Source organism: Cupriavidus sp. R6-3 (genome assembly GCF_059772245.1).
The window spans coordinates 1-22,270 of the sequence record NZ_JCBAJO010000062.1; the positions used below are offsets into that span (position 1 = coordinate 1).

The window sequence follows — 22,270 nt, forward strand, 5'->3', positions numbered from 1 at the left end:
GGTGCCAGTACCAGTGCCAGTACCAGTGCCAGTGCCGGTGCCAGTGCCAGTGCCGGTGCCAGTGCCAGTGCCAGTGCCAGTGCCAGTGCCAGTGCCAGTGCCACCGCCGCGCCCCGCCGGCAGCCGCGACACCAGCAGCTGGTCGATCTTGTGGTGGTCGATGTCGAGCACCTCGAAGCGGTAGCCCGCGGTCTCGATGAACTCCGACTTCTTCGGGATGCGCTTCAGCGTGTAGATCACCAGTCCGGCCGCGGTGTCGACATAGTCCTCGGCCGGCAGCGTGTCGAGATCGAGCGCCTTCTTCAGGTCGACCAGCGGCGTCACGCCATCGACGAGCCACGAGTCCTCGTCGCGCCGCACGATCTGCTCGTCCTCCGACGAATAGAAGATGTCGCCCATCAGCGCGCCGACGATATCGTCGAGCGTGACGATGCCGACCACCAGCCCGTATTCGTTCATTACCACCGCGAAGCTCTGGTGCATCTCGCGAAAGCGCGTCATCGCCTCGGACAGCGTCAGCGTGTCGGGAATCACCAGCACGTTCTTGTCGTAGTGCCGCGCCAGGTTGGCGATCGCGGAATCCGCCTCGTCGGCCAGCATCGAGCGCAGGATGTCCTGCGATTCGACGAAGCCCTGCACGTCGTCCAGGTCGTGGTCGCAGACCGGATATTGCGCGTGCGGATACTTGACCAGCTTGCGCCGCAGGCTGTCGGGGCTTTCGTCCAGCGCGAGGTACACCACCTCGTCCCGCGGCGTCATGATCGCCGTCACGCTCTTGGAGTCGAGCTCGAACACGTTCTCGATCAGATGGATCTCGTGCTTGAGCAGCACGCCGGCCTCTGCGCCGGCATCGACCATCGCCGCGATGTCTTCGGACGTGATCTGCTCCACGGCCTTGGTCGGCAGGCCGAGCAGCTTCAGCGCGGCGTCGGCGGCGGCGTTGAACAGCCAGACCAGCGGCTTGAGCACCTTCAGCAGCCACAGCATCGGCCCGATCACCGCCAGCGCGCACGTTTCGGGGAAGCTCATCGCGATCCGCTTCGGAATCAGGTCGGCGAACTGGATGAACAGCAGCGTGACCAGCAGGAAGGAGCCGATATTGGCCATGCGCTGCGCGACCGTGTCGGTGAAATAGGGCGACAGCAGCGCGAAGGCGAAGTCCGACAGATGCTTCTCGCCCAGTACGCCGGCCAGGATGGCGACGGTATTGACGCCGATCTGCACGATGGTGAAGAAGTTGCCCGGCTCCTCCTTGAGCAGCATCACCTTGGTCGCGCGCCGGTCGCCACGCTCGGACAGCGTCTGCAGCTTGGTGCGGCGCGCGGCGGTCAGGGCGATCTCGGAGATCGAGAAGAAGGCGCTGATCAGGATCAGCAGCAGCAGGATCAGGACGAACATGGCGATGGCGGCAGGGGCCGGTGGCTTGAGGCCGGAGGGGCGCTTCGATGATGGTGCAGGCCGATGCGGGCTGTCAATGAGAACGGAACGCCGCCTGGATCGGTCGTTATATAGCCATAATAAATTGTTATTTTTGATTCGATAGCGGTTGACTTACTCTGTGCCGGTACGCATGGCGTGCCGAAGCGCTACCGAAACGCTGCCGAAGCGCCGTCAGGCGCATGCACTATCATGCCGTCCATCAACTTCGTTTGGAGAACTCGATGACCTGGTTTCCCGCTGGCTGGATTCGCCCCCTGATCGCGGCGCCGCTGCTCGCCATGGCGATGGCCGGCGCCCATGCCGCCGATCTGCTCGACAACGTCAAGCAGGCCGGCGTCCTGAAGATCGGCCTGGAGGGCACCTATCCGCCGTTCGGCTATCGCGGCGCCAACAACCAGCTCGAGGGCTTCGACGTCGACGTCGCGCGCGCGGTGGCCGGCAAGCTGGGCGTCAAGCCGGAGTTCGTCACCACCGAATGGAGCGGCATCATCGCCGGCCTGCAGGCGGGCAAGTTCGACGTGATCGTCAATCAGGTCAACGTGACGCCGCAGCGCAAGCAGGTGCTGGATTTCTCCAAGCCCTACGTCTACTCGGCCGCGCAGCTGATCCAGCGCAAGGACGACAAGCGCGAATTCAAGTCGCTGGAGGATCTGAAGGGCAAGCGGCTGGGCGTCAGCCTCGGCAGCAACTACAACGAGCTGGCCAAGTCGGTGGCGGGCATCGACGTCAAGACGTATCCCGGCGCGCCCGAATATCTGCGCGACCTGGCCGCGCAGCGTGTCGATGCCGCGCTGAACGACCGGCTGATGGTCAACTACCTGATCAAGACGTCGAATCTGCCGCTGCGCGCCGGCGCGGTGGTGCAGGGCGGCGATACCGAGGTCGCGATCCCGTACCGCAAGGACAACCCCAAGTTCGCGCAGGCCATCGACCGCGCGCTCGACGATCTGCGCAAGGACGGCACGCTGACCAGGCTGTCGGTCAAGTGGTTCGGCGCGGACGTGACCAAGCCGACCAAGTAAGCCGACGGATCGCCAAATGGCAGACGGCAGTGCAATCGCACTGCCGTTTTGTTTTTTGGGGCACCACTTTATGATTCCGACTTTGCGCGCTCTCTTGCGCGGCCACTTGCGCCCCTGATCCCGCCTGCCATGCCATCCCTCCAACTGGTAATCGATTCGCTGCCCGTGCTGCTGCAAGGCATGGTGCTGACCATCAAGTTCGCACTGTCGTCGATGGCCTTCGGGCTGGTGATCGGGCTGGTGGTCGCGCTGATGGGGATCGGCCACAACCGCGTGCTGCGGGCGATCGCGCGCGTCTATGTCAGCGTGATGCGCGGCACGCCGCTGCTGGTGCAGATCTTCGTGGTGTATTACGGCCTGCCGGGCATCGGCATCGCGCTCGAACCGACCCCGGCGGGGGTGCTGACGCTGAGCCTGAACGTCGGCGCCTATCTGTCGGAGAGCATGCGCGGTGCGATCCTCGGCATCTCGCGCGGGCAATGGCTGGCGGCCTATAGCCTCGGGCTGACGCCGGCGCAGACGCTGCGCTACGTGGTCGGTCCGCAGGCGCTGCGCATCGCGGTGCCGAGCCTGTCGAACAGCCTGATCAGCCTGATCAAGGACACCTCGCTGGTGTCGGTGATCACGGTCACCGAACTGCTGCGCACCACGCAGGAATTGATTGCCGCGACCTACCAGCCGCTGCCGCTCTACCTGGCCGCGGCGGCGATCTACTGGGTCTTGAGCACGCTGCTGTCGTTCGTGCAGCGGCTGCTGGAGCGCAGGTTGTCGTTGCCGGGGCGGCATTGAGGGGCATGTAGGAGAGGCGGGCGCTGTTGCCCTCTCCCCCGGCCCCTCTTCCGCGAGCGGGAGAGGGCTGGGGAGAGGGCTGGGGAGAGGGCTGACGCCTCAACCCGCTTCCGCGATCCGCTTCGCGATGTGGTCCAGCGCTTCCTCGACCTGATCGACCAGGATCAGGCACAGGTCGCCCGGCTGCAGGCGGCCCAGCGCGGTGTCGATGGCGAGGAATTCGCCGCGGATCTCTTCGACCGCGCTGGCGCGCGTGGCGCCTTCCAGCCCCTCGCGCAGCAGCGCCAGCACCTCGCCGTCGGCGCGTCCGCGCTGGCACTGGTCCTGGTACAGCACCACGTCGTCGAATACGCCGCCGAGGATCTGCGTCTGGCGGCGGATGTCCTCGTCGCGGCGGTCGCCGGCGCCGCTGATCACCACCATGCGGCGGCGCGCCGGCATCGTCTCGATCGCGTTGCACAGCGCCTGGATCGCGTCCGGGTTGTGGCCGTAGTCGGCGATCAGCGTGGCGCCGCGGTAGTCGAACAGATTGAAGCGGCCCGGCGCGCTGGCGGCGTCGCTGACGAAGGTCGCCAGGCCGCGGCGGATCACCGACCAGTCGATGCCCAGCGCCCACGCGGCCGCGGTCGCCGACATCGCGTTCTCGACCTGGAAGCCGATGCTGCCGCCGCGCGTCAGCGGGATGTCCTTCAGCGCGATGCGTACCTGCGTGTCGCCCTCGGCGGCGACCAGATCGCCGCCGTCGGTGAACACCACGCGCTTGCCCTGCGCGCGATGCGTGGCCAGCACCGGGTGCTCGGCATCGCGGGCGAAGAAGGTCACCGCGCCGGGGCAGGCGTCGGCCATGCGCGCGACCATCGGATCGGCGGCGTTGAGCACGGCCATGCCCTGCGGCGAGACGTTCTGCACGATCACGCTCTTGAGCACTGCCAGGTCTTCGACCGTGCTGATATAGGACAGCCCGAGGTGGTCGCCTTCGCCGACATTGGTCACCACCGCGACATCGCAGCGGTCGAACGCCAGCCCCTCGCGCAGCAGGCCGCCGCGCGCGGTCTCGAACACGGCCGCGTCGACGTCGGGGTGCATCAGCACGTTGCGCGCGCTGCGCGGGCCGCTGCAGTCGCCGGTGTCGATGCGCTGGCCGTTGATGTAGACGCCGTCGGTGCCGGTCATGCCCATGCGCAGGCCGCTGCCGGCCAGCAGATGGGTGATCAGCCGGACCGTGGTGGTCTTGCCGTTGGTGCCCGACACCGCGACCACCGGAATGCGGCCGTCGTCGCCGTCGGCGAACATCGTCGAGATGATCGCCTCGCCGACCGCGCGGCCCTTGCCGTAGGACGGCTGCAGATGCATGCGCAGGCCCGGCGCGGCATTGACCTCGACGATGCCGCCGGCCTGTTCCTCGAAGGGCTTTAGCACGGTCTCGCAGACCGCATCGACGCCGCAGATGTCGAGGCCGACCATCTGCGCCGCGGCCACCGCGCGCGCCGCCATCTCGGGATGCACGTCGTCGGTGACATCGGTGGCGGTGCCGCCGGTCGACAGGTTGGCGTTGTTGCGCAGGATCACGCGCGTGCCCTTGGGCGGCACCGATTCCGCGGTGAGGCCCTGCTTGGCGAGCGTGGCCAGCGCGATATCGTCGAAGCGGATCTTGGTCAGCGAGGTCGCGTGGCCCTCGCCGCGGCGCGGATCGCGATTGACCTCGTCGACCAGCTGGCGCACGGTATGCACGCCATCGCCGATGACCTGGGGCGGATCGCGCCGGGCCGCGGCGACCAGCTGATTGCCGACCACCAGCAGACGGAAATCGTGCCCCGGGATATAGCGTTCGACGATCACGTCGCTGCTGATCTCGGCCGCGACCTCATAGGCCGCCATCACTTCCTCGCGCGTGCGGATGCGCACGGCCACCCCCTTGCCCTGGTTGCCGTCGCGCGGCTTGACCACCACCGGCGCGTCGATCTCCTGCGCGACTTGCCAGGCTTCCTCGGCGCTGCACACCGAGCGGCCCTGCGGCACCGGCACGCCGGCCGCATGCAGCAGGCTCTTGGTCAGCTCCTTGTCCTGCGCGATCGATTCCGCGACCGCGCTGGTCATGTCGGTTTCCGCGGCCTGGATGCGCCGCTGGCGGCTACCCCAGCCGAACTGCACCATGCTGCCCTGCGTGAGGCGGCGATAGGGGATGCCGCGCGCGATCGCGGCATGGACGATGGAGCCGGTGCTCGGTCCGAGGCGCACGTCCTCGTCGAGCTCGCGCAGGCGGGCCAGCGCGCCGTCCAGATCGAACGGCGTGTCGTCGCGCGCGGCGCGGCACAGCTGCTGGGCGAGATCGAGCGCGAGGCGTCCGACCTCTTCCTCGCTGTACTGCACCACCACCTGATAGGTGCCGGGCTCGACGGTGGGCGAGGTACGGCTGAAGGTCACCGGGCAACCGGCGGCGGCCTGCAGCCGCAGCGTCGCGCATTCGAGCGCATGGGCCAGCGAGGCATCGCCGTGCGCATCGTCGGGGCGCAGCGGGCCGATGTCGGGGAAGCGGGCGCGCAGGCGCTCCTCGAAACCCGGCAGGTCCTCGATCGTGCCGGCTTCGTCGGGGCACGCGACGATCGCTTCGATCGCGGTGTGGCGGCACCACAGGTTCGGACCGCGCAGCGCGCGGATGCGTGAGACTTCCATCAATCAGTTTCCTATCGGTCGGTCGCCGGCCGGGCGGGGCGCGACCCCGCGGCAGGCGACCGTTCTATCCTTCAGCGCTTCAGAGTGTCGGAGCCTCGGCGCCTTGCCTCTGACCATCGATGCCGGCCGGTCAACCGCGCCGGGCCGGCTGGCCCAGCCAATGGTGGACCTGGTCCAGCGTGGTGCCGATGTCGGCCTCGTCGGCCTGCAGCACCAGCAGATCGCCCGCCACCAGCTGCGACAGCGCGGCCTCGACGGCCTCGCGCCGGCTGCCCTGGTCGATGATCTTGTTGACGCGGCGGCCTTCGTACAGTCCCTTCTTCAGCAGCGCGCGCGCCTCGCTGTCGGGCAGCTTTCGCGTGACGCTGCGGTCTTCGCACAGGAACACGCGATCGAAGGCGGCGCCGAGCGCCTTGCCCTGCTCGATCAGGTCGGCGTCGCGGCGGTCGACGCCGGCGCCGAACACGGCCAGCCGGCGTTCGGACGGGAAGCGGTCCAGCGCCTTGGCCAGTGCCTCGAGCGCCGGCGCGTTGTGCGCGTCGTCGACGATCACCGTGGCGCCGTTGCGCTCGAACAGCGTGAAGCGGCCCGGCACGTCGAGCTGGCCCACGTCGAAGGTCATCACGCCGGCGCGGATCAGCTCGTGCGAGATGCCCAGCGCCCACGCCGCGGCAACCGCCGCCAGCACGTTCTCGATCTGGAAGCCGACGCGGCCCGCATAGGTCAGCGGAATCGCCGCGACGTCGGCCAGCGGCAGCTCGCTGTTGCCGGTGGCCAGCACGATGCGGCCGTCGCGCACGTACACCGCGCGCTTGCCGGCGGCGCGGTGCTGGGCGATCGCGGGCAGCTCGGCGCTGGCGCCGAAGAAGATCACGTCGCCGTCGCACAGCTCGGCCATCTCGACCACCAGCGGATCGCGCGCGTTGAGCACCGCGGCGCCGTGCTTGAGCACGACGTCGACCTGCGTGCGCAACACGCTGTACATCTTCTCGGCGTCTTCGATGTAGTAGTGGCCGAGGTGGTCGGGGGTATCGATATTGGTCACCACGCCCACCAGGCAGCGATCGTAGGCCAGGCCCTCGGACAGCATCGTGCCGCTGTCGTTCTCGAACACGGCCGCCTCGACGGCGCGGTTCTTCAGCACGCGGGTGGCGGCCTCCCAGTTGGCGCGATCGCCGCCTTCGACCAGTCGTCGATCCAGATACAGGCCGTCGCTGCAGGCCAGGCCCGTATGGCGGCCGGACAGCTGCAGCAGGCGCGCGACCAGCTTGGCGACCACGGTCTTGCCGTTGGTGCCGGTGATGCCGACCACGGGAATGCGGCCGTCGTCGGCCGGGGCGTCGCCGTCGGCCGCGGGCGGGAACAGATGATCGACGATGGCGCGGCCCACAGGACGCGGCGTGCCGGCGGCGGGCTTCAGATGCATCAGCAGGCCGGGGCCGGCATTGACCTCGACGATCGCGCCGCCTTGTTCGGCGAGCGGGCGCGAGATGTCCTCGGCCACCAGGTCGATGCCGGCGATATCCAGGCCCACCACGCGCGCCGCCAGCGCGGCATGCGCGGCGACGCTCGGGTGGACGCGGTCGGTGACGTCGAACGCCACGTTGCCGTTGCGCTGGATCAGCACATGGCGGCCCTCGGGCGGCACCGACTCCGCGGTGAAGCCCTGGCGCTTCAGTTCGAGACGGGCGGCCGAATCGAGCCGCACGCGGTTCAGCGGATGATCCTCGGTGTTGCCGCGGCGCGGGTCGCAGTTGATCTGCAGTTCGATCAGCTCGTCGATGGTCGACTTGCCGTCGCCCACCACGCTCGCCGATTCGCCCATCGCCGCCGCCACCAGCCGGCCGCCGACCACCAGCAGGCGGTGTTCGTTGCCGGGGACGAAGCGCTCGACGATGACGCCGCTGCCTTCCTCGATGGCCACCGCATAGGCGGTCTGCACTTCCTCGCGGCTGATCAGGTTGGTGAACACGCCGCGGCCGTGGTTGCCGTCGTAGGGCTTGACCACCACCGGCACGCCGATCTCTTCGGCGGCCTCCCAGGCGTCGTCGGCGCTCTGCACCAGCCGGCCCTCGGGCACCGGCACGCCGCACGATTCCAGCAGCGACTTGGTCAGGTCCTTGTCGCGCGAAATGCTTTCGGCGATGGCGCTGGTGCGGTCGGTCTCGGCGGTCCAGATGCGGCGCTGGCGTGCGCCATGGCCCAGCTGGACCAGATTGCTGTCGGACAGGCGCAGCGCGGGGATACGGCGGTCGTCGGCGGCGTAGACGATGCAGGCCGTGCTCGGGCCCAGCCAGTGGCGATCGATCAGGCTGCGCAGTTCGTCCACCGCCGCGTCGACGTCGAAGGCGCGGTCCTCGATCGCGGCCATCACCAGGTCGCGCGCGAGGAACAGCGCGGCGCGCGCCACGCGTTCGTCCCAGGCCGTCACGATGACCTTGTAGACGCCCACCAGCGGGGTCTCGCGCGCCTTGCCGAAGCCGCCGGGCATGCCGGCCAGGCTCAGCAGCTCCAGCGTCACGTGTTCCATGATGTGGGCGGGCCAGGTGCCTTCCTTCAGCCGCTGCAGGAAGCCGCCCCGTTCGCCGATGCTGCACCGGTGCTCGATCAGCGAAGGCAGCCAGGCCGAGAGGCGCTCGTAGAAACCGGGGATCTTGTTGGAGGGGTATTCCTCCAGTTCTCCGATATCGACCCACGCCTCCAGCACCGGCCCATATGTCCACATATTGGGGCCGCGCAGCGACATGACATCGAATATCTCAATGTCCTTTTTCTTCATTGAATTAGCTTGAGGCATGGGCGATGCGCCCGTGGGGCGGAAGTCTAACCTTTCAATAACGTTACAGCGTAGACCTGGTTGACTTCCCGACGAAAAAGCGTTTGTGCGCCGCGACAGACGCCGCCGCGCGGATGTGGCTTATGTATACTTGCGCCGCGCTTGCACCGCACTTGCGCCGAATTGTCTGCGACATATCGGCATTCCGGCAGCGCCCGCCATTTTTATTTGTATCAAGACATGTCGTTTCGACCGTCGGCCGACCGCTTGCGCCATGCTCGCGCAGCCCGACGAAACGACGCCCGCTGTGCCGACCATGACCCTTGCTGCCACCTCCGTATCATCGACCCCCACGCTGCCTGACCCCTGGCGCGTCTCGCTGGAGGCCGAACTCGCCTCCCGCCCAGGCATGCCCGCTGAAACGGTGCTGGCCTGGCTGGAGGTCGATCTCGACCGGCGGCTGCATTTTACAGAAGGCGTGGTGGTTGTCACCGATCGCCGCGTGCTGGCCAGGGACAACGCGCAGGACGCGGGGAACGGGCAGGGCGGCTGGCGGCAATGGCCCATCGGCGCCGAACTGACGCTGCACCATGGCGACCACGCCGGCGTCGGCACGCTGGAGCTGCAGGATCGCAGCGGCCGGCTGGCCGCCTGGCACTACACGCTGGGCAACAATCCGGCCGCGCTGCGCCTGCTCGACACGTTCAATGCCCAGCGCGATCGTCTGGCCGCCGGCGCGGCCGCGCGCGAGGCCATCGAGGTCGAGGGCGTCTGCCCGACCTGCCGCGCGCCGCTGCCGCCGGGCGAGGACGAATGCCCGCAATGCAGCCGCGAACTGGAGACGCCGCCGTCGACCTGGGCGCTGCTGCGGCTGTGGCGCTTCGCGCGACCCTACCGCATGCAGTTGTTCGCCGGCTTCGTGCTGACGCTGCTGTCGACCGGCGCCACGCTGGTGCCGCCGTACCTGACCATGCCGCTGATGGACAAGGTGCTGATCCCCTACCAGAACGGCGTGCCGATCGACTACGGCTTGGTGCGGCTCTATCTGGGCGGCCTGCTGGGCGCGGCGCTGATCGCCTGGAGCCTGGGCTGGGCGCGCACCTATCTGCTGGCGCGGGTGTCCGAGCGGATCGGCGCGGACCTGCGCACCACCACCTACGAACACCTGCTGAAGCTGTCGCTCGAGTATTTCGGCGGCAAGCGCACCGGCGACCTGATGGCGCGCATCGGCAACGAGAGCGACCGCATCTGCGTCTTCCTGTCGCTGCATCTGCTCGACTTCTTCACCGACGTGCTGATGATCGTGATGACGGCGGTCATCCTGATCTCGATCAACCCCTGGCTCGCGCTGGTCACGCTGGTGCCGCTGCCCTTCATCGCGTGGATGATCCACCAGGTGCGCGACCGGCTGCGCCATGGCTTCGAGAAGATCGACCGCAACTGGTCCGAGATCACCAACGTGCTGGCCGACACCATTCCGGGCATCCGCGTGGTCAAGGCCTTCGCGCAGGAGCGCCGCGAGGTCGAGCGCTTCCGCGAGGCGAACCGGCACAACCTGGCGATCAACGATCGCGTCAATGCGGTGTGGTCGCTGTTCACGCCGACCGTGACGCTGCTGACCGAAGTGGGCCTGCTGGTGGTCTGGATCTTCGGCATCTGGCAGGTCTCGCGCGATGCCATCACGGTGGGCGTGCTGGTGGCCTTCCTGACCTATATCAGCCGCTTCTACACGCGGCTCGATTCGATGAGCCGGATCGTCTCGGTGACGCAGAAGGCCGCGGCCGGCGCCAAGCGAATCTTCGACATCCTCGACCATGTATCGAGCGTGCCGGAGCCGGTGCGGCCCACGCAGTTGCCGCAGGTCAGCGGCGCCATCGAACTGCGCGATATCGGCTTCCGCTACGGCAGCCGCGCGGTGATCCGCGGGCTCGACCTGCAGATCCGTCCGGGCGAGATGATCGGCCTGGTCGGCCACAGCGGCTCTGGCAAGAGCACGCTGGTCAATCTGATCTGCCGCTTCTACGACGTGTCGGAGGGCGCGATCCGCGTCGACGGCGTCGATATCCGTTCGCTGGCGGTGGCCGACTATCGCCGCCATATCGGCCTGGTGCTGCAGGAGCCGTTCCTGTTCTTCGGCACCATCGCCGAGAACATCGCCTACGGGCGGCCCAATGCGACGCGCGCCGAGATCATCGCGGCCGCGCGCGCCGCCCATGCGCACGAGTTCATCCTGCGGCTGCCGCACGGCTACGACTCGCTGGTCGGCGAACGCGGGCAGGCGTTGTCGGGCGGCGAGCGCCAGCGCATCTCGATCGCGCGCGCGCTGCTGATCGATCCGCGCATCCTGATCCTCGACGAAGCGACCTCGTCGGTCGATACCGCGACCGAGAAGGAAATCCAGAAGGCGCTCGACAACCTGGTGCAGGGCCGCACCACGATCGCCATCGCGCACCGCCTGTCGACGCTGCGCAAGGCCGACCGGCTGGTGGTGATGGACCGCGGCCGCATCGTCGAGGTCGGCCCGCACGACGAGCTGATGGCGCGCGAGGGCGCCTACTACAAGCTGTACCAGGCGCAGGCGCGCAACGTCGATACCGACCCGGACGATCCGGTCGAGGTCAATACCGTCGCGCCCCATGTCACGGCCGGCGCCGTCGTCGTGCAATAAGGAAGTCCGATCATGCAAGCAAGCGAATCGACGACTGCGGTCGCATTCCCGTTCGAACTGTCGCGCAATCCCTTCGGCCGTCTCGTGATGAGGACCGCGGACGGCGGCGTGCATGAAGGCGTGGTGGCCGTGCGCGCGTTCCCGATCACCGCGCCGGACGACGGCATCGCGCTGGTCAGCACCGATGGCCACGAACTGGCCTGGATCGAGCGGCTCGAAGACCTGCCGGCGCCCGCGCGTGCGATCGTCGAGGAGGAGCTGGCCGGACGCGAGTTCATGCCCGAGATCCGCCGCATCGTCAGCGTGTCGACCTTCGCCACGCCGAGCACCTGGCAGGTCGAGACCGATCGCGGTCCGACCCGGCTGGTGCTGCGCGGCGAGGAGGACATCCGCCGGCTGGCGGGCACCACGCTGCTGATCTCGGACAGCCACGGCATCCACTATCTGATCCGCAGCCTCGATTCGCTGGACAAGGCCAGCCGCAAGCTGCTGGACCGCTTCCTGTAGCGGCTGCGGCTACGGCCGACGCGGGCTTGTTGCCGCGCGTCTCTTAGGCCGCACAAGCGAAATATCCAGATACAAAGCTGCGTTGCCGCCTCGCGCCCCCGGGTGTAACTTGCCATCGCTGTCCCAACCAACAAGGAGATCTCGATGAAGAGGAACCACATGTTGATGGGTTTGCTGGTGGCCGCGGGCGTGCTCGGTTCATCGGTTGGCCTGGCGCAGTCCAGCTCCGGTGGCGGCTCGGCCGGTGCCGGCGGATACGGCACAGGCGCGGCGGACCAACCCGGGTCCCAGCGGGGTGGCTCGCAGATGGGCGGGCCGCAGACGGGCGGCTCGGAGACGGGCTCGCAGATGGGCGGTTCGCAACGGGGTAGCCCCCAGATGGGCGGTCCGTCGGGACCAGCCGCTCAACCCGGCGAGCGCGGCGGTCCGTCGGCGCGCGACGCGCGCGGCATGCCTCCCGGCATGGCGCCCGGCGGGCCGGGACCTTCGGCTTCGCCGTATGCCTATGCGCCGGGCCAATGGAAGAAGGGCGATCGCCTGCCGACCGCCTATCGCGACCGTCAGTACGTGATCGACGACTGGAAGTCGTTTCAGCTGGAGCGCCCACCGAAGGGGCACCAGTGGGTTGGCATCGGCAACGAGTTCCTGCTGGTCTCGACCCGCAACGGCACCATCGCCCGCGTCGTTACCGGACAATAGCGAACCGATAGCGAACCGATAGCGAACCGATAGCGAATCAATAGCGGCCAACAGGCGGGCGACACATCGGCCCGCCGCAACACGACCCGCGCAGCGTGAGGACGCCGGCGCGGGTTTTTGTTTGGCGCTTCCGCAAAGAAAAAAGGACGTCCGAAGACGTCCTTTTCTTTCGGCTCGGGGCCGAGCCCCGATCCGGCTTAACGCGAGAAGCGCGAACGGCCCTGGCCTTGGCCCTGACGCTGGCCGCCGTAGCCGCCGCCGTTGCCGCCATGGCGATTGCCGTAGCTGCTGCGGTTGCCATCGCCGAAGCTGCGGGCACCGTCGCGATTGCCGCCACGATTGCCGTCGCGATCGCCGAAGCTGCGCTCGGCCGGCTTGCGGTCGCCAAACGGACGGTCGCCATATTGACGGTCGCCGAAGCTGCGCTCGCCGAACGGGCGATTGCCGTTGCCAGCGGCGCCGGCAGTGTTGCCGCCGTAGCCACGCGATTCGCCGCCGCCGAAGCTGCGGGGCGCCTGCTCGCGGTCGCCGCGATAGCCGCCCCCGTTGCCGTAACCGCGCGACTCGCCGCCGCCGAACTTGCGCTCGCCGCCGCGATAGCCGCCGCCACCGTTACCCGGACGGGCACCGCCCGGCTTGCCGCCGAAGCCGGCGCGCGGCTTGGGCGTACGGCGCGGTTCCAGGCCCTCGATCACCGAAGCGGTGATGCGGTTGTTGGTGAAGCGCTCGATCCGCTTCCACTGGAAGGCATCGTTGTGGTTGACCAGGTTGATTGCCACGCCCGAGCGGCCCGCGCGGCCGGTACGGCCGATACGGTGCACATAGTCCTCGGCCTGCTTGGGCAGATCGAAGTTCACCACATGGGTGATGTCGGGCACGTCGATACCACGCGCGGCCACGTCGGTGGCCACCAGCACGCGCAGATTGCCGCGGCGCAGCGCCGTCAGCGTGCGATTGCGCGCGCCCTGGGTCATGTCGCCGTGCAGTGCGCCGGCGGCAAAGCCGGTGTCCGACAGGCGCTCGGCCAGCGAATCGGCGTCGCGCTTGGTGGCGGTGAACACGATCGCCTGCTTCAGCGACGCGTCGCGCAGCAGATGGTCGAGCAGACGCTCCTTGTGCGACATGTCGTCGGTGAAGTGCAGGCGCTGTTCGATGTTGCTCTGGTCGGCACGCGCCGCCGCGATCTCGATGCGCTGCGGGTCACGCAGCTGGCGCGCGGCCAGTTGCGCGATGCGGCCGTCGACCGTCGCCGAGAACATCAGCGTCTGGCGCGTGGCCGGCGTCGCCGCGACGATCGCGTCGATGTCGTCGGAGAAGCCCATGTCCAGCATGCGATCGGCCTCGTCGAACACCAGCATGTCGAGCTGCGACAGGTCGATGCGGCCGGCGTCGATGTGGTCGAGCAGACGGCCCGGCGTTGCCACCAGGATGTCCGGCATCTTAGACAGCATCGCCAGCTGCTTCGGATAGGGCATGCCGCCCAGGATGCTCGCGCAGATGATGCGGCGCAGATGGCGGCCGTACTTGGCGGCGGCTTCGGTGACCTGCAGCGCCAGTTCGCGAGTCGGCGTCAGCACCAGCAGCGACGGCTGGGCCGGGGCCGGGCGGGGACGCTTGCCCTTCATGCGCTTGATGGGCTCGTCGGCGCGCGGGCGGTTCGGTGCCGGACGCTCCGAAATGCGCTGGATCGCCGGCAGCATGAAGGCGGCGGTCTTGCCCGAACCGGTCTGGCTCGACACCAGCAGGTCGCGGCCGGCCAGGAAGGCCGGGATGGCCTGGGCCTGCACCGGGGTCGGCACGGTGTAGTTCAGTTCGGTCAGGGCGCGCAGGATCGCGGCATCGAGGCCGAGCGCGGCGAAACCGTCGGCCGCCGAGGCGGCGGCTTCGGGTGCGTCCTGCGGCTCGAGGATCGCTTGCAGGCGGTCCAGCGGGCTCGGCGCGGTCGTATTGGAAATATCGTTGGCGGAGGCAATAGGCTGCTCCGCACGGAATTCGTGCTGGGTCATGTCGTAAGGGTCTTGATGCATGGCACCCCTGCCATCGGCAAGAGGGTGGGCGCAGTGCAAAGTCTTAAAAAGGCTTCGGCGCCAATCGGAAGGCCGTGACGACAGACTCAGCTGGCAGTACGGCGGCAGGCAGGGGGCGACCGGTGCAAGACCGGAAGCCGGGTCCCTGGCAGGCAAACAGCGACGAGGCTGTTCAACAGGATCGGAGACGAGGCGGCGTCAAGTGAGATGGCGTTCTGGCAAGCGGCGGGTGTGGTCGAAGACTTGAAACAAACGACCGGAGAACCGAGCGACAGAGCTTGAGAGCGGAAGCGGCATCGCCTCTGGCCTTGGGGGCTGGTCGGCGGGTGCACGGCTCGCATTGCGAACTCACGGGGCGCATTCTAGCAGAAGTCGAAAAATATTGCTGCGCTGCGAAAATATTGTCTGCAAGCGCCTTCCGGCGGACATCGGCACGGACGCCGGCAGGTCGCGAGTCACGTCACGAGTCCACGTCTCTTGCATCCCCGAACCCCCGCCCTATACTCGCAGTGTCGACACCAAGTGCCGGCACGGATGCGGACAACCCTCCCACCCGATGGCCGTCTTCAGCGAGTGCCTCGCTGTTCGCCATCGGCATCTCCGCAATGCACGCCAGCGCCTTCTTTCTCCGACTGTCCGGGTGGTCCGGATGGGCGGCCGCGACATCGGCGGAACCATGAGGAAGAGGACCTGCACCGTGGCTTGTGGCGATGCCGCCAGCGTCGACCTAGACTGCCCGGCCCGTCCGCAGCCAGCCCGCCAGGACATTGGCGGGCTTTTCATTTCTGCGAGGGTCGGTTCGACGACGCGGCTCCGCCGCGCGACATCGCCCCCGCGACGCGGCTCCGCGCGTGAAATCGCACCTCCGACGCGGCTCCGGGCGCGAAATCGCACATTTCCGGGTGCCGGCGAGACGCCCCCCGCCAAGTGACTTTGCTATACTCCGCCCCTGCCTCGGCCAATGGCCGCGCGCGCGGTTGCACCGGTTCAGCGGTGGCCGCATCCCAGGGCGTCGCAGCGATGCCCGGCTATCCGCTCGCCGTAGTTCAATGGATAGAACGAGCGCCTCCTAAGCGCTAGATACAGGTTCGATTCCTGTCGGCGGGACCACTCTCCCCATTCGATTTCGCATCAGCCGCGCTTCGCGATTTCCGCGCTTGGCGGTCCCCACGCGTTGCATCTCCGCGCTTGGCGGCCCCCTACACGTCGCGTCTTCGCGCTTCGCACCTGCGCCCGCGACGCCGGAAGCCGGACGCCGCTCGTGCTCCGATGGCCGAGCGGCGGCGTCCGGCACTACGAACGACTGTCGACGATCAGGCGCCGTCGAGGAAGAGACTGCGCTGGCCCAGGCGCGTGCCGAGCGCATCGGGCGGCAGGCTCATGCTGGCCGGATCGATGGCAGGGTCGGTGCTGCGCACCAGGGTGGGATCGGCGGGCGCCATGGCCGGCTGAGCAGCGGGGGCGGCAGCTTGCGCGTACGGGTCGCCGGCAACCGGTGCGGCGGCTTGAGCCGGCGACGTTGCCGCGGGCATCGCCTGCATCGGCTGAGCCGACGGCATTGCCTGCGCGGCGGGCGCGGACTGGATCGATTGGGTGGGTTGCGCGGATGGCGCGGATGGCGCGGATGGCGCGTATGGCGAGGATTGGGTGGACTGCATCGGCTGCATCGTCTGCGCGGCCGGCATCGGCTGAGTCGACTGCATCGGCTGGGACTGCTGCGCCAGCAGCGGGTACGACGCGATCATCGCGCCAGCCATCAACAGGGATTTCGCCAGATGTTGCTTCATTCGTGTACCTCCATAAAACGCCTACAGGCAAGGGAAGGTTCACTGTAGCGGCGAGGCGTCTGACATTCTGTTCGATTTTGCAACGGTGATTAACGAGCCTTGTCATCCGCGCCAATGCGGCTTACAACCACGCGCGCAACGGTGGCAACGGTGGCAACGGTAAAAAGGTCGCAATGGTGAGCGAGGTGCTTGCCTGCATGGCGGGGCAGCATGACCATGGAGGTTCGATGCGAAAGGGCCTGTAGAATCGGCGGCGCTCTTGCCGTAGCGCGGAAACAGGCCCTGGCGCCGTGGTGAAGTGCCCTCACGGAGTCGACAATATGGACGGACAACAACGAGCGATGTCCTGCATGCACGAGACCCGCACCGTCGATTCGCCAATGGCCGACCAATGAAATCCATCGCGCATCCGCCACGCGTCGTCGCGCTGGCCTTCCTGCTGGCGATCGCGGCCGGCACGCTGCTGCTGGTGCTGCCGATTTCCCAGGCGGACGGGCGGCCCGTGCCGTGGCTGACGGCCGTGTTCACCGCGGTCTCTGCCGTCTGTGTGACGGGCCTCGTGGTCGTCGACACCGGTACCTACTGGTCCGGCTTCGGCCAGGCCGTGATTCTGGTGCTGTTCCAGATCGGCGGCTTCGGCATGATGACTGCAGCCACCCTGCTGGGGCTGATGGTCAACCGCTCGCTGCGGCTGCGCACCAGGCTGATCACGCAGGTCGAGACGCGCTCGCTGGGCATGGGGGACGTGACCAGCGTGGCGCGGCTGGTGCTGGCGGTGACGCTGGCGTCCGAGGCCATCGTCGCGACGCTGCTGACGCTGCGGCTTCGCCATGCGCATGACCTGCCATGGGGCGATGCCGTGTGGAGCGGACTGTTCCATGCGGTGTCCGCCTTCAACAATGCCGGCATTTCGATCCATGCGGACAGCCTGACGCGCTATGCCGCCGATGCGCTGATCCTGATTCCGGTGATGCTGGCGACCGTGGTCGGCGGCATCGGTTTCCCGGTGCTGCACGATGTCCGGCGCAAGGCGCGCAGCCCGCATCATTGGTCCCTGCATACCAAGCTGACCCTTGCCGGCACGGCGGTACTGCTGGCGATGGGCTTCGTCGGGGTGCTGCTGTTCGAATGGACCAATCCGAATACGCTGGGCCCGATGTCCGCCGCCGACAAGCTGCTGTCCGCGGCCTTCGCCTCGGTCGCGGCACGGACAGCGGGCTTCAATACCCTGGACATCAGCCTGCTGACGCCCGAAACGTGGGCGCTGCACTACTTCCTGATGTTCGTCGGCGGCGGCAGCGCGAGCACCGCCGGCGGTGTCAAGGTGGGCACGATCGCCATCCTGGTCCTGCTGGTGATCGCAGAGATTCGCGGGCAAAGCGACTGCGAGGCATACGGCCGCAGACTCGGCGCCTCGGCCCAGCGCCAGGCCATCACGGTGCTGGTGCTCGGCAGCGCGCTGGTCACCCTCGGTACACTGGTGTTGCTGCGCACGACCGACGTGCCGGCAGATCAGATCATCTTCGAGGTCATCGCCGCCTTCGGAACAACCGGCCTGTCCACGGGGATCACCGGCGATCTGCCGGTGCCGGCCCAACTGACGCTGATCCTGCTGATGTATGCCGGCCGGGTGGGCACCATCACGCTGGCGGCATCGCTGGTATTGGGCGAGCGCCGCATGCCGTTCCGCTATCCAGAGGAGCACCCAATTGTTGGCTAGATTGTTTACCGAGCAGTTCTCCTTCTCGAAGGGCGACAGCGTGGTCGTGATCGGCCTGGGCCGCTTCGGCAGCTCGGTCGCGCAGTCGCTGATGCGTCTGGGCCACGACGTGATGGGCCTCGACAAGGATGCGGAGCCCGTGCAGCTCTGGGGCAACTACCTGACGCATGCGGTGCAGGCCGATTCGACCAACGTCAACGTGATGCGCCAGCTCGGCGTGGCCGACTTCGCCCATGCCATCGTCGGCATCGGCTCGGACCTTGCGGCCAGCCTGATGACGATCATGGCGCTCACCGAACTGGACATCAAGGACATCTGGGTCAAGGCGATGTCGGCCGAGCACGGGCAGATCGCGCAGCGCATCGGCGCGCATCACGTCGTCTATCCGGAAGCCGATATGGGCGAGCGCGTCGCGCACTTGATCACCGGGCGCATGATGGATTTCATCGAGTTCGACGACGGCTTCGCCATCGCCAAGGTCCATGCGCCGGCGTCGACCCACAACCAGACGCTGGCCGAATCCGGCGTGCGCGAGAAGTCGGGCGTCACCGTGGTGGGCGTCAAGCGCGCCAACGAGGACTTCCAGCACGCCACGCCGAGCACGCGCGTGTTGCCCGGCGATCTGCTGATCGTGTCGGGCCCGACACGGAAGATCCAGTCGTTCGCGGGCGACGTGACGAAGCGCTAGTTCGCGGCCCCAAGCACCGCCCGATTCAGCGCCTGGATCTGATCTTCGCAGGCTTCTGGATATTCCAGGCCCGCGCGCTCCGCCACTTCTCGTCCCAGGCGCCCGTACAGCCGGACCGTCGCTTCAAAGGCGCGTCGTGCGTCCGCGGCGTCGAAACGTCCGAATATCTGCTGCATGGCATGCCACGTATCGCGATGGGCCCACTGGTCCATGCGCCGGCCGTTGTGCCAGACATCGACCTGGCCCGGATGCAGCGCCTGCGCGTGCCATTGCGCCATGCGCAGCAGCAGCGTCTTCATCGTCCAGTCGCGCTGCTTGACCAGCCATGGTTCTCCACGCGCCAGATAGCGCGGGACATGAAATGCCTCGAACCAGAACTCTTCGACACTCGCCTGGAATTCCCGCTGTGAAGGCAGAGGTTCAATAGGGAAGCGGTATGGCGGAGGCGGCAGCGATGCGGCCACCCCCGCCTTGTCGAGGAGGACGTGATAGCCGCGCGCATAGAGGTCGTCCAGACCGTCTGGAGCGGTCATTCGACGCAGGCGTTCGATGCCGGCGACGGTGAAGTCGATCTTGACGCCGCCCTGGTATATCGCCAGCCGCGTCGGCCACGGTTGATCGCTGCCGGCTTCGAGACGCAACACCGTGATCAGCGGACCAATCCGGTGTAGCCAATCGTCGTCCTTGGCCAAGGTATCCGAGTCAGACGAAATGATCTCGATATCGAGGTCCGAATACTCGTCCGCGGAATCATCCTGGCGTGCCAGCGAACCGGTCTGGATCAACGCCAGCACCGCGTCCGTGGCACCTGCCCAAGCCAGGACCGATTGCAGATATTGGTCTCGTAATGTCATGCGGGGATCAGCATCCTCGCGGCAGCATTCGATGAGACTTGGCATAGGCGCGCAGCGCATCGTTGATACGGGTTTGCCAGCCTTCGCCGGTGGCCTTGAACGCCTGCAGAACGTCGGGGTCGAGCCGCAGTGTTTGACTGACCTTGCGTTCGGCAGCCGGCAGCGCAGGGCGTCCGCGCCGCTTGGTCAGTGACTCGGCCTTTTCTTCGCCAAGCACTTCGGCCAACACTTCACGAGCGGGCCGCATGCGTTTGATTCGCTCGGTAGGCAGTTCGACCGCATCTGGGTCGCCCGCGATGCCACGCGCGATCGCCGCGTCCTCGTCGGCGCTCGGCAGGGTCAGCTTAGATTTCCTGTTCATAGTCTCGCACCTCTCGGAAATTGGCCTTGCGTAGACTGATGGCCCGCAGCGTGTCGCCTCGTATGGTGAAGACCAGGCAGTGCAGGCGGGACCCGATGGGGCCGTAGGCGATGTAGCGCGTTTCGCCGCATTGCCTCCGGTCGTCTATTGCAATCAACGCCTTGTCGAAATCCATCAGCCCCGCGTTGGCCAACGATATGCCGTGCTGGCACACGTTCCTGCTGTCCTTCGCGCAGTCGAACTCGATTTCCATGGGTTATTGTAGTAGCAAAAAATACGTTGAACAAGATTTTTGCTACTACGCTAAATCGCCAAGGGATCGTGCGCTTGTGCTGAGTCGACGAAAGCTATCAAGAAGAGGGCGTGGTGGGATCGGATGCGCCGTTGTCTTACGCGTCCGGCCAGCCGTGACGTGCCACGATGGGCTTGACGTTCAACGGCCTTGCCGCGGCCGCAGCACCCACAGCGCCACGATCCCGCCCACCACGCCCCAGAACGCCGAGCCGATGCCAGCCAGCGTCATGCCCGACGCCGTGATCATGAACGTCAGCAGCGCGGCCTCGCGCTCGCCGGGGTTCTGCATCGCCGTGGTCAGGCCGCTGGCGATCGAGCCGAGCAGCGCGAACGCGGCGACGGCGATCACCAGCGCCTGCGGGAAGGCGGCGAACAGCGCCGCGATGCTGGCGGCCAGCGTGCCGGCGACCAGGTAGCCGATGCCGCAGACCACCGCCGCGGTGTAGCGCCGCGCAGGGTCCGGATGCGCCTCGCTGCCGGTGCAGATCGCCGCAGTGATCGCGGCGAGGTTGATGCCGTGGGAGCCGAACGGTGCCAGCACCGCGGAGGCCAGGCCCGTCACGGTGATCAGCGGCGACGCCTTGACGTGATAGCCGTCGGCTCGCAGCACGGCAAGGCCGGGAATGTTCTGCGATGCCAGCGCGACGATGAACAGCGGAATCGCGATGCTGACGAAGGCCTGCAGCGAAAACGCCGGGGTGGTCCACACCGGCGCAGCCACCGCGAAGTGGAACTGCTCGAAATGCAGTTGGCCCAGCACGCCGGCCAGCGCCACGCCGATCACCAGCACACCGGGCACCGCATAGCGGGGCCACCAGCGCTTGCCCAGCAGATAGGCCGCGAACATCGGCAACAGCAGCAGCGTCTGGTGCTGCGCCTGCACGAAGACGTCGATGCTGATGCGGAACAGGATGCCGGCGAGCAGCGCCGCCGCGATGCTGGCCGGCAGCGCGCGCATCAGCCGGTCGAACCAGCCGGTCAGGCCGGCGGCCGTCATCAGCAGCGCGGCCAGCAGGAAGGCGCCGATCGCCTCGGCGTACGGCACGCCCGGCAGGCTGGCGATCAGCAGCGCCGCGCCCGGCGTGGACCATGCGATCACGATCGGCACGCGCGTGAGCAGCGACAGCCCGATGGTGGTCACGCCCATGCCGATCGACAGCGCCCAGATCCACGAGGCAATTTGCGCGTCGCTCAGATGCGCGGCCTGTCCGGCCTGGATCATCAGCACCAGCGAGCTGGTGTAACCGGTCAGCATGGCGACCAGTCCGGCGACGAAAGCCGAAACGGAAAGATCGGTGAGTTTGAGCGTGGCGGAGGGCATGGCGATTCGGTTCGGTCGGTGCGGCCGGTCGCATATCGGGGTGGACAACCGGCGTCGCGGAGATCGGCAACGAGCGGCGTTGGTCACGGCAACCGGAATGCAAGGATGCGCTGGCGACCCGGCCTGCAGTGCGTTGAGGGCGACATCTTCGCACGAGCGCCGGGCATCGTCGACGCGGCGCTGCGGGCCGCCGTCGACGTGGGAAGGGGACCGCCGCCGGCCTACAGGCGTTTTCCCTTACGGATTTGTCCGACTGGAGCGAGCGCCGCCGTCCCGATACAGTGAGGCCGTGCCTTGGGAGCAGGGCACCGAGGAGAGACTCTTCAGCCCGCCTATGTCGCGGGCTGTTCTTTTTTATGGGCCGGCGATCGGCACCGGCGGAACCTCGGTGGCTTCCCGCCACACATAAACCCCACGCCGCCTTCACATTCGCCCGCGACACTGCGCTGCCTGTCACCGACGCAACAGGAGCCCGGCATGATGCCATCCCGTCCCGCAGTGTCCGTCCCGAATTCCGCTTCCGACCCCGCTGTTGGTTCCGACCCTGCTTCCGCTCGCGGCCCGGCTTCCGCCTCCGCTTCGGACTCCGCACGCATCGTCTTTCCGCTCGCATCGAGCATGACCGACTACGACGTGATCGTCGT

At 67.5% G+C, this 22,270-nt stretch carries 16 protein-coding genes and 1 tRNA gene; 8 read left to right on the top strand and 9 right to left on the bottom strand.

Going from position 1 to position 22,270, the window contains the following annotated elements:
* Positions 1–1,398: polyamine export protein PaeA (paeA, locus tag AC6EI8_RS12355; protein ID WP_498382048.1), on the bottom strand; the 1,398-nt coding region annotated here is incomplete at its 3' end.
* Positions 1,399–1,718: 320 nt separating this feature from the next.
* Here paeA and AC6EI8_RS12360 point away from each other — a divergent pair.
* Both AC6EI8_RS12360 and AC6EI8_RS12365 read left to right on the top strand, forming a co-directional pair.
* Complete coding sequence (locus AC6EI8_RS12360; protein WP_498382054.1) at positions 1,719–2,462, top strand: transporter substrate-binding domain-containing protein; 744 nt, start codon at positions 1,719–1,721, stop codon at positions 2,460–2,462.
* Between the two features lie 129 nt (positions 2,463–2,591).
* On the top strand, positions 2,592–3,251 hold the full coding sequence (locus tag AC6EI8_RS12365) for an amino acid ABC transporter permease (RefSeq protein ID WP_149317858.1): 660 nt from the start codon (positions 2,592–2,594) through the stop codon (positions 3,249–3,251).
* Between the two features lie 99 nt (positions 3,252–3,350).
* On the opposite strand, the gene cphA (AC6EI8_RS12370) is transcribed toward AC6EI8_RS12365, so the two are convergent.
* Positions 3,351–5,924, bottom strand: a complete 2,574-nt coding sequence (cphA, locus tag AC6EI8_RS12370; RefSeq protein WP_498382049.1) for a cyanophycin synthetase — start codon at positions 5,922–5,924, stop codon at positions 3,351–3,353.
* 130 nt (positions 5,925–6,054) lie between these two features.
* Complete coding sequence (gene cphA, locus AC6EI8_RS12375) at positions 6,055–8,703, bottom strand: cyanophycin synthetase (RefSeq protein ID WP_149317860.1); 2,649 nt, start codon at positions 8,701–8,703, stop codon at positions 6,055–6,057.
* A 313-nt stretch (positions 8,704–9,016) separates the two neighbouring features.
* Here cphA (AC6EI8_RS12375) and AC6EI8_RS12380 point away from each other — a divergent pair, with 313 nt between their 5' ends.
* The 3 genes from AC6EI8_RS12380 (at position 9,017) to AC6EI8_RS12390 (ending at position 12,574) form a co-directional block, all read left to right on the top strand.
* Complete coding sequence (locus AC6EI8_RS12380; protein ID WP_498382050.1) at positions 9,017–11,368, top strand: cyanophycin metabolism-associated ABC transporter; 2,352 nt, start codon at positions 9,017–9,019, stop codon at positions 11,366–11,368.
* Positions 11,369–11,380: 12 nt separating this feature from the next.
* A complete protein-coding gene (locus AC6EI8_RS12385; RefSeq protein ID WP_149317862.1) occupies positions 11,381–11,875 on the top strand; it encodes a cyanophycin metabolism-associated DUF1854 family protein in 495 nt (164 codons plus the stop codon).
* A gap of 144 nt (positions 11,876–12,019) precedes the next feature.
* Positions 12,020–12,574 carry an RcnB family protein gene (locus tag AC6EI8_RS12390; RefSeq protein WP_498382051.1) on the top strand — a complete coding sequence of 185 codons (555 nt, stop codon included), beginning with the start codon at positions 12,020–12,022 and terminating at the stop codon, positions 12,572–12,574.
* A 197-nt stretch (positions 12,575–12,771) separates the two neighbouring features.
* Here the strand turns inward: AC6EI8_RS12390 and AC6EI8_RS12395 are convergent, their stop codons facing one another.
* Positions 12,772–14,580 (bottom strand): DEAD/DEAH box helicase, encoded by a 1,809-nt coding sequence (locus AC6EI8_RS12395; protein ID WP_226108613.1) that lies wholly within the window; start codon positions 14,578–14,580, stop codon positions 12,772–12,774.
* Between the two features lie 1,056 nt (positions 14,581–15,636).
* Here AC6EI8_RS12395 and AC6EI8_RS12400 point away from each other — a divergent pair.
* Positions 15,637–15,711: transfer RNA gene (locus AC6EI8_RS12400), tRNA-Arg, on the top strand.
* A gap of 203 nt (positions 15,712–15,914) precedes the next feature.
* Here the strand turns inward: AC6EI8_RS12400 and AC6EI8_RS12405 are convergent.
* Entirely contained in the window at positions 15,915–16,388 is a 474-nt protein-coding gene (locus AC6EI8_RS12405) for a hypothetical protein (protein ID WP_265633368.1), read from the bottom strand.
* A 391-nt stretch (positions 16,389–16,779) separates the two neighbouring features.
* Here AC6EI8_RS12405 and AC6EI8_RS12410 point away from each other — a divergent pair, with 391 nt between their 5' ends.
* Positions 16,780–18,108: a TrkH family potassium uptake protein gene (locus AC6EI8_RS12410; RefSeq protein ID WP_498382052.1), complete on the top strand. Its 1,329-nt coding sequence runs from the start codon at positions 16,780–16,782 to the stop codon at positions 18,106–18,108.
* Positions 18,101–18,796 (top strand): potassium channel family protein, encoded by a 696-nt coding sequence (locus AC6EI8_RS12415; protein WP_149318021.1) that lies wholly within the window; start codon positions 18,101–18,103, stop codon positions 18,794–18,796. Before AC6EI8_RS12410 ends, AC6EI8_RS12415 begins: the two co-directional genes overlap by 8 nt.
* On the opposite strand, the gene AC6EI8_RS12420 is transcribed toward AC6EI8_RS12415, so the two are convergent.
* The 4 genes from AC6EI8_RS12420 to AC6EI8_RS12435 all read right to left on the bottom strand — a co-directional run bounded on the left by AC6EI8_RS12420 (position 18,793) and on the right by AC6EI8_RS12435 (position 21,626).
* Entirely contained in the window at positions 18,793–19,650 is an 858-nt protein-coding gene (locus AC6EI8_RS12420; protein WP_498382053.1) for an aminoglycoside 6-adenylyltransferase, read from the bottom strand. The two genes, AC6EI8_RS12415 and AC6EI8_RS12420, sit on opposite strands and share 4 nt — an antisense overlap.
* A 7-nt stretch (positions 19,651–19,657) precedes the next feature.
* Positions 19,658–20,011: a BrnA antitoxin family protein gene (locus tag AC6EI8_RS12425; RefSeq protein ID WP_187829159.1), complete on the bottom strand. Its 354-nt coding sequence runs from the start codon at positions 20,009–20,011 to the stop codon at positions 19,658–19,660.
* Positions 19,995–20,264, bottom strand: a complete 270-nt coding sequence (locus tag AC6EI8_RS12430; protein WP_226108280.1) for a BrnT family toxin — start codon at positions 20,262–20,264, stop codon at positions 19,995–19,997. Before AC6EI8_RS12430 ends, AC6EI8_RS12425 begins: the two co-directional genes overlap by 17 nt.
* 180 nt (positions 20,265–20,444) lie before the next feature.
* Entirely contained in the window at positions 20,445–21,626 is a 1,182-nt protein-coding gene (locus tag AC6EI8_RS12435) for a benzoate/H(+) symporter BenE family transporter (RefSeq protein ID WP_150084189.1), read from the bottom strand.
* Between the last annotated feature and the right edge of the window lie 644 nt (positions 21,627–22,270).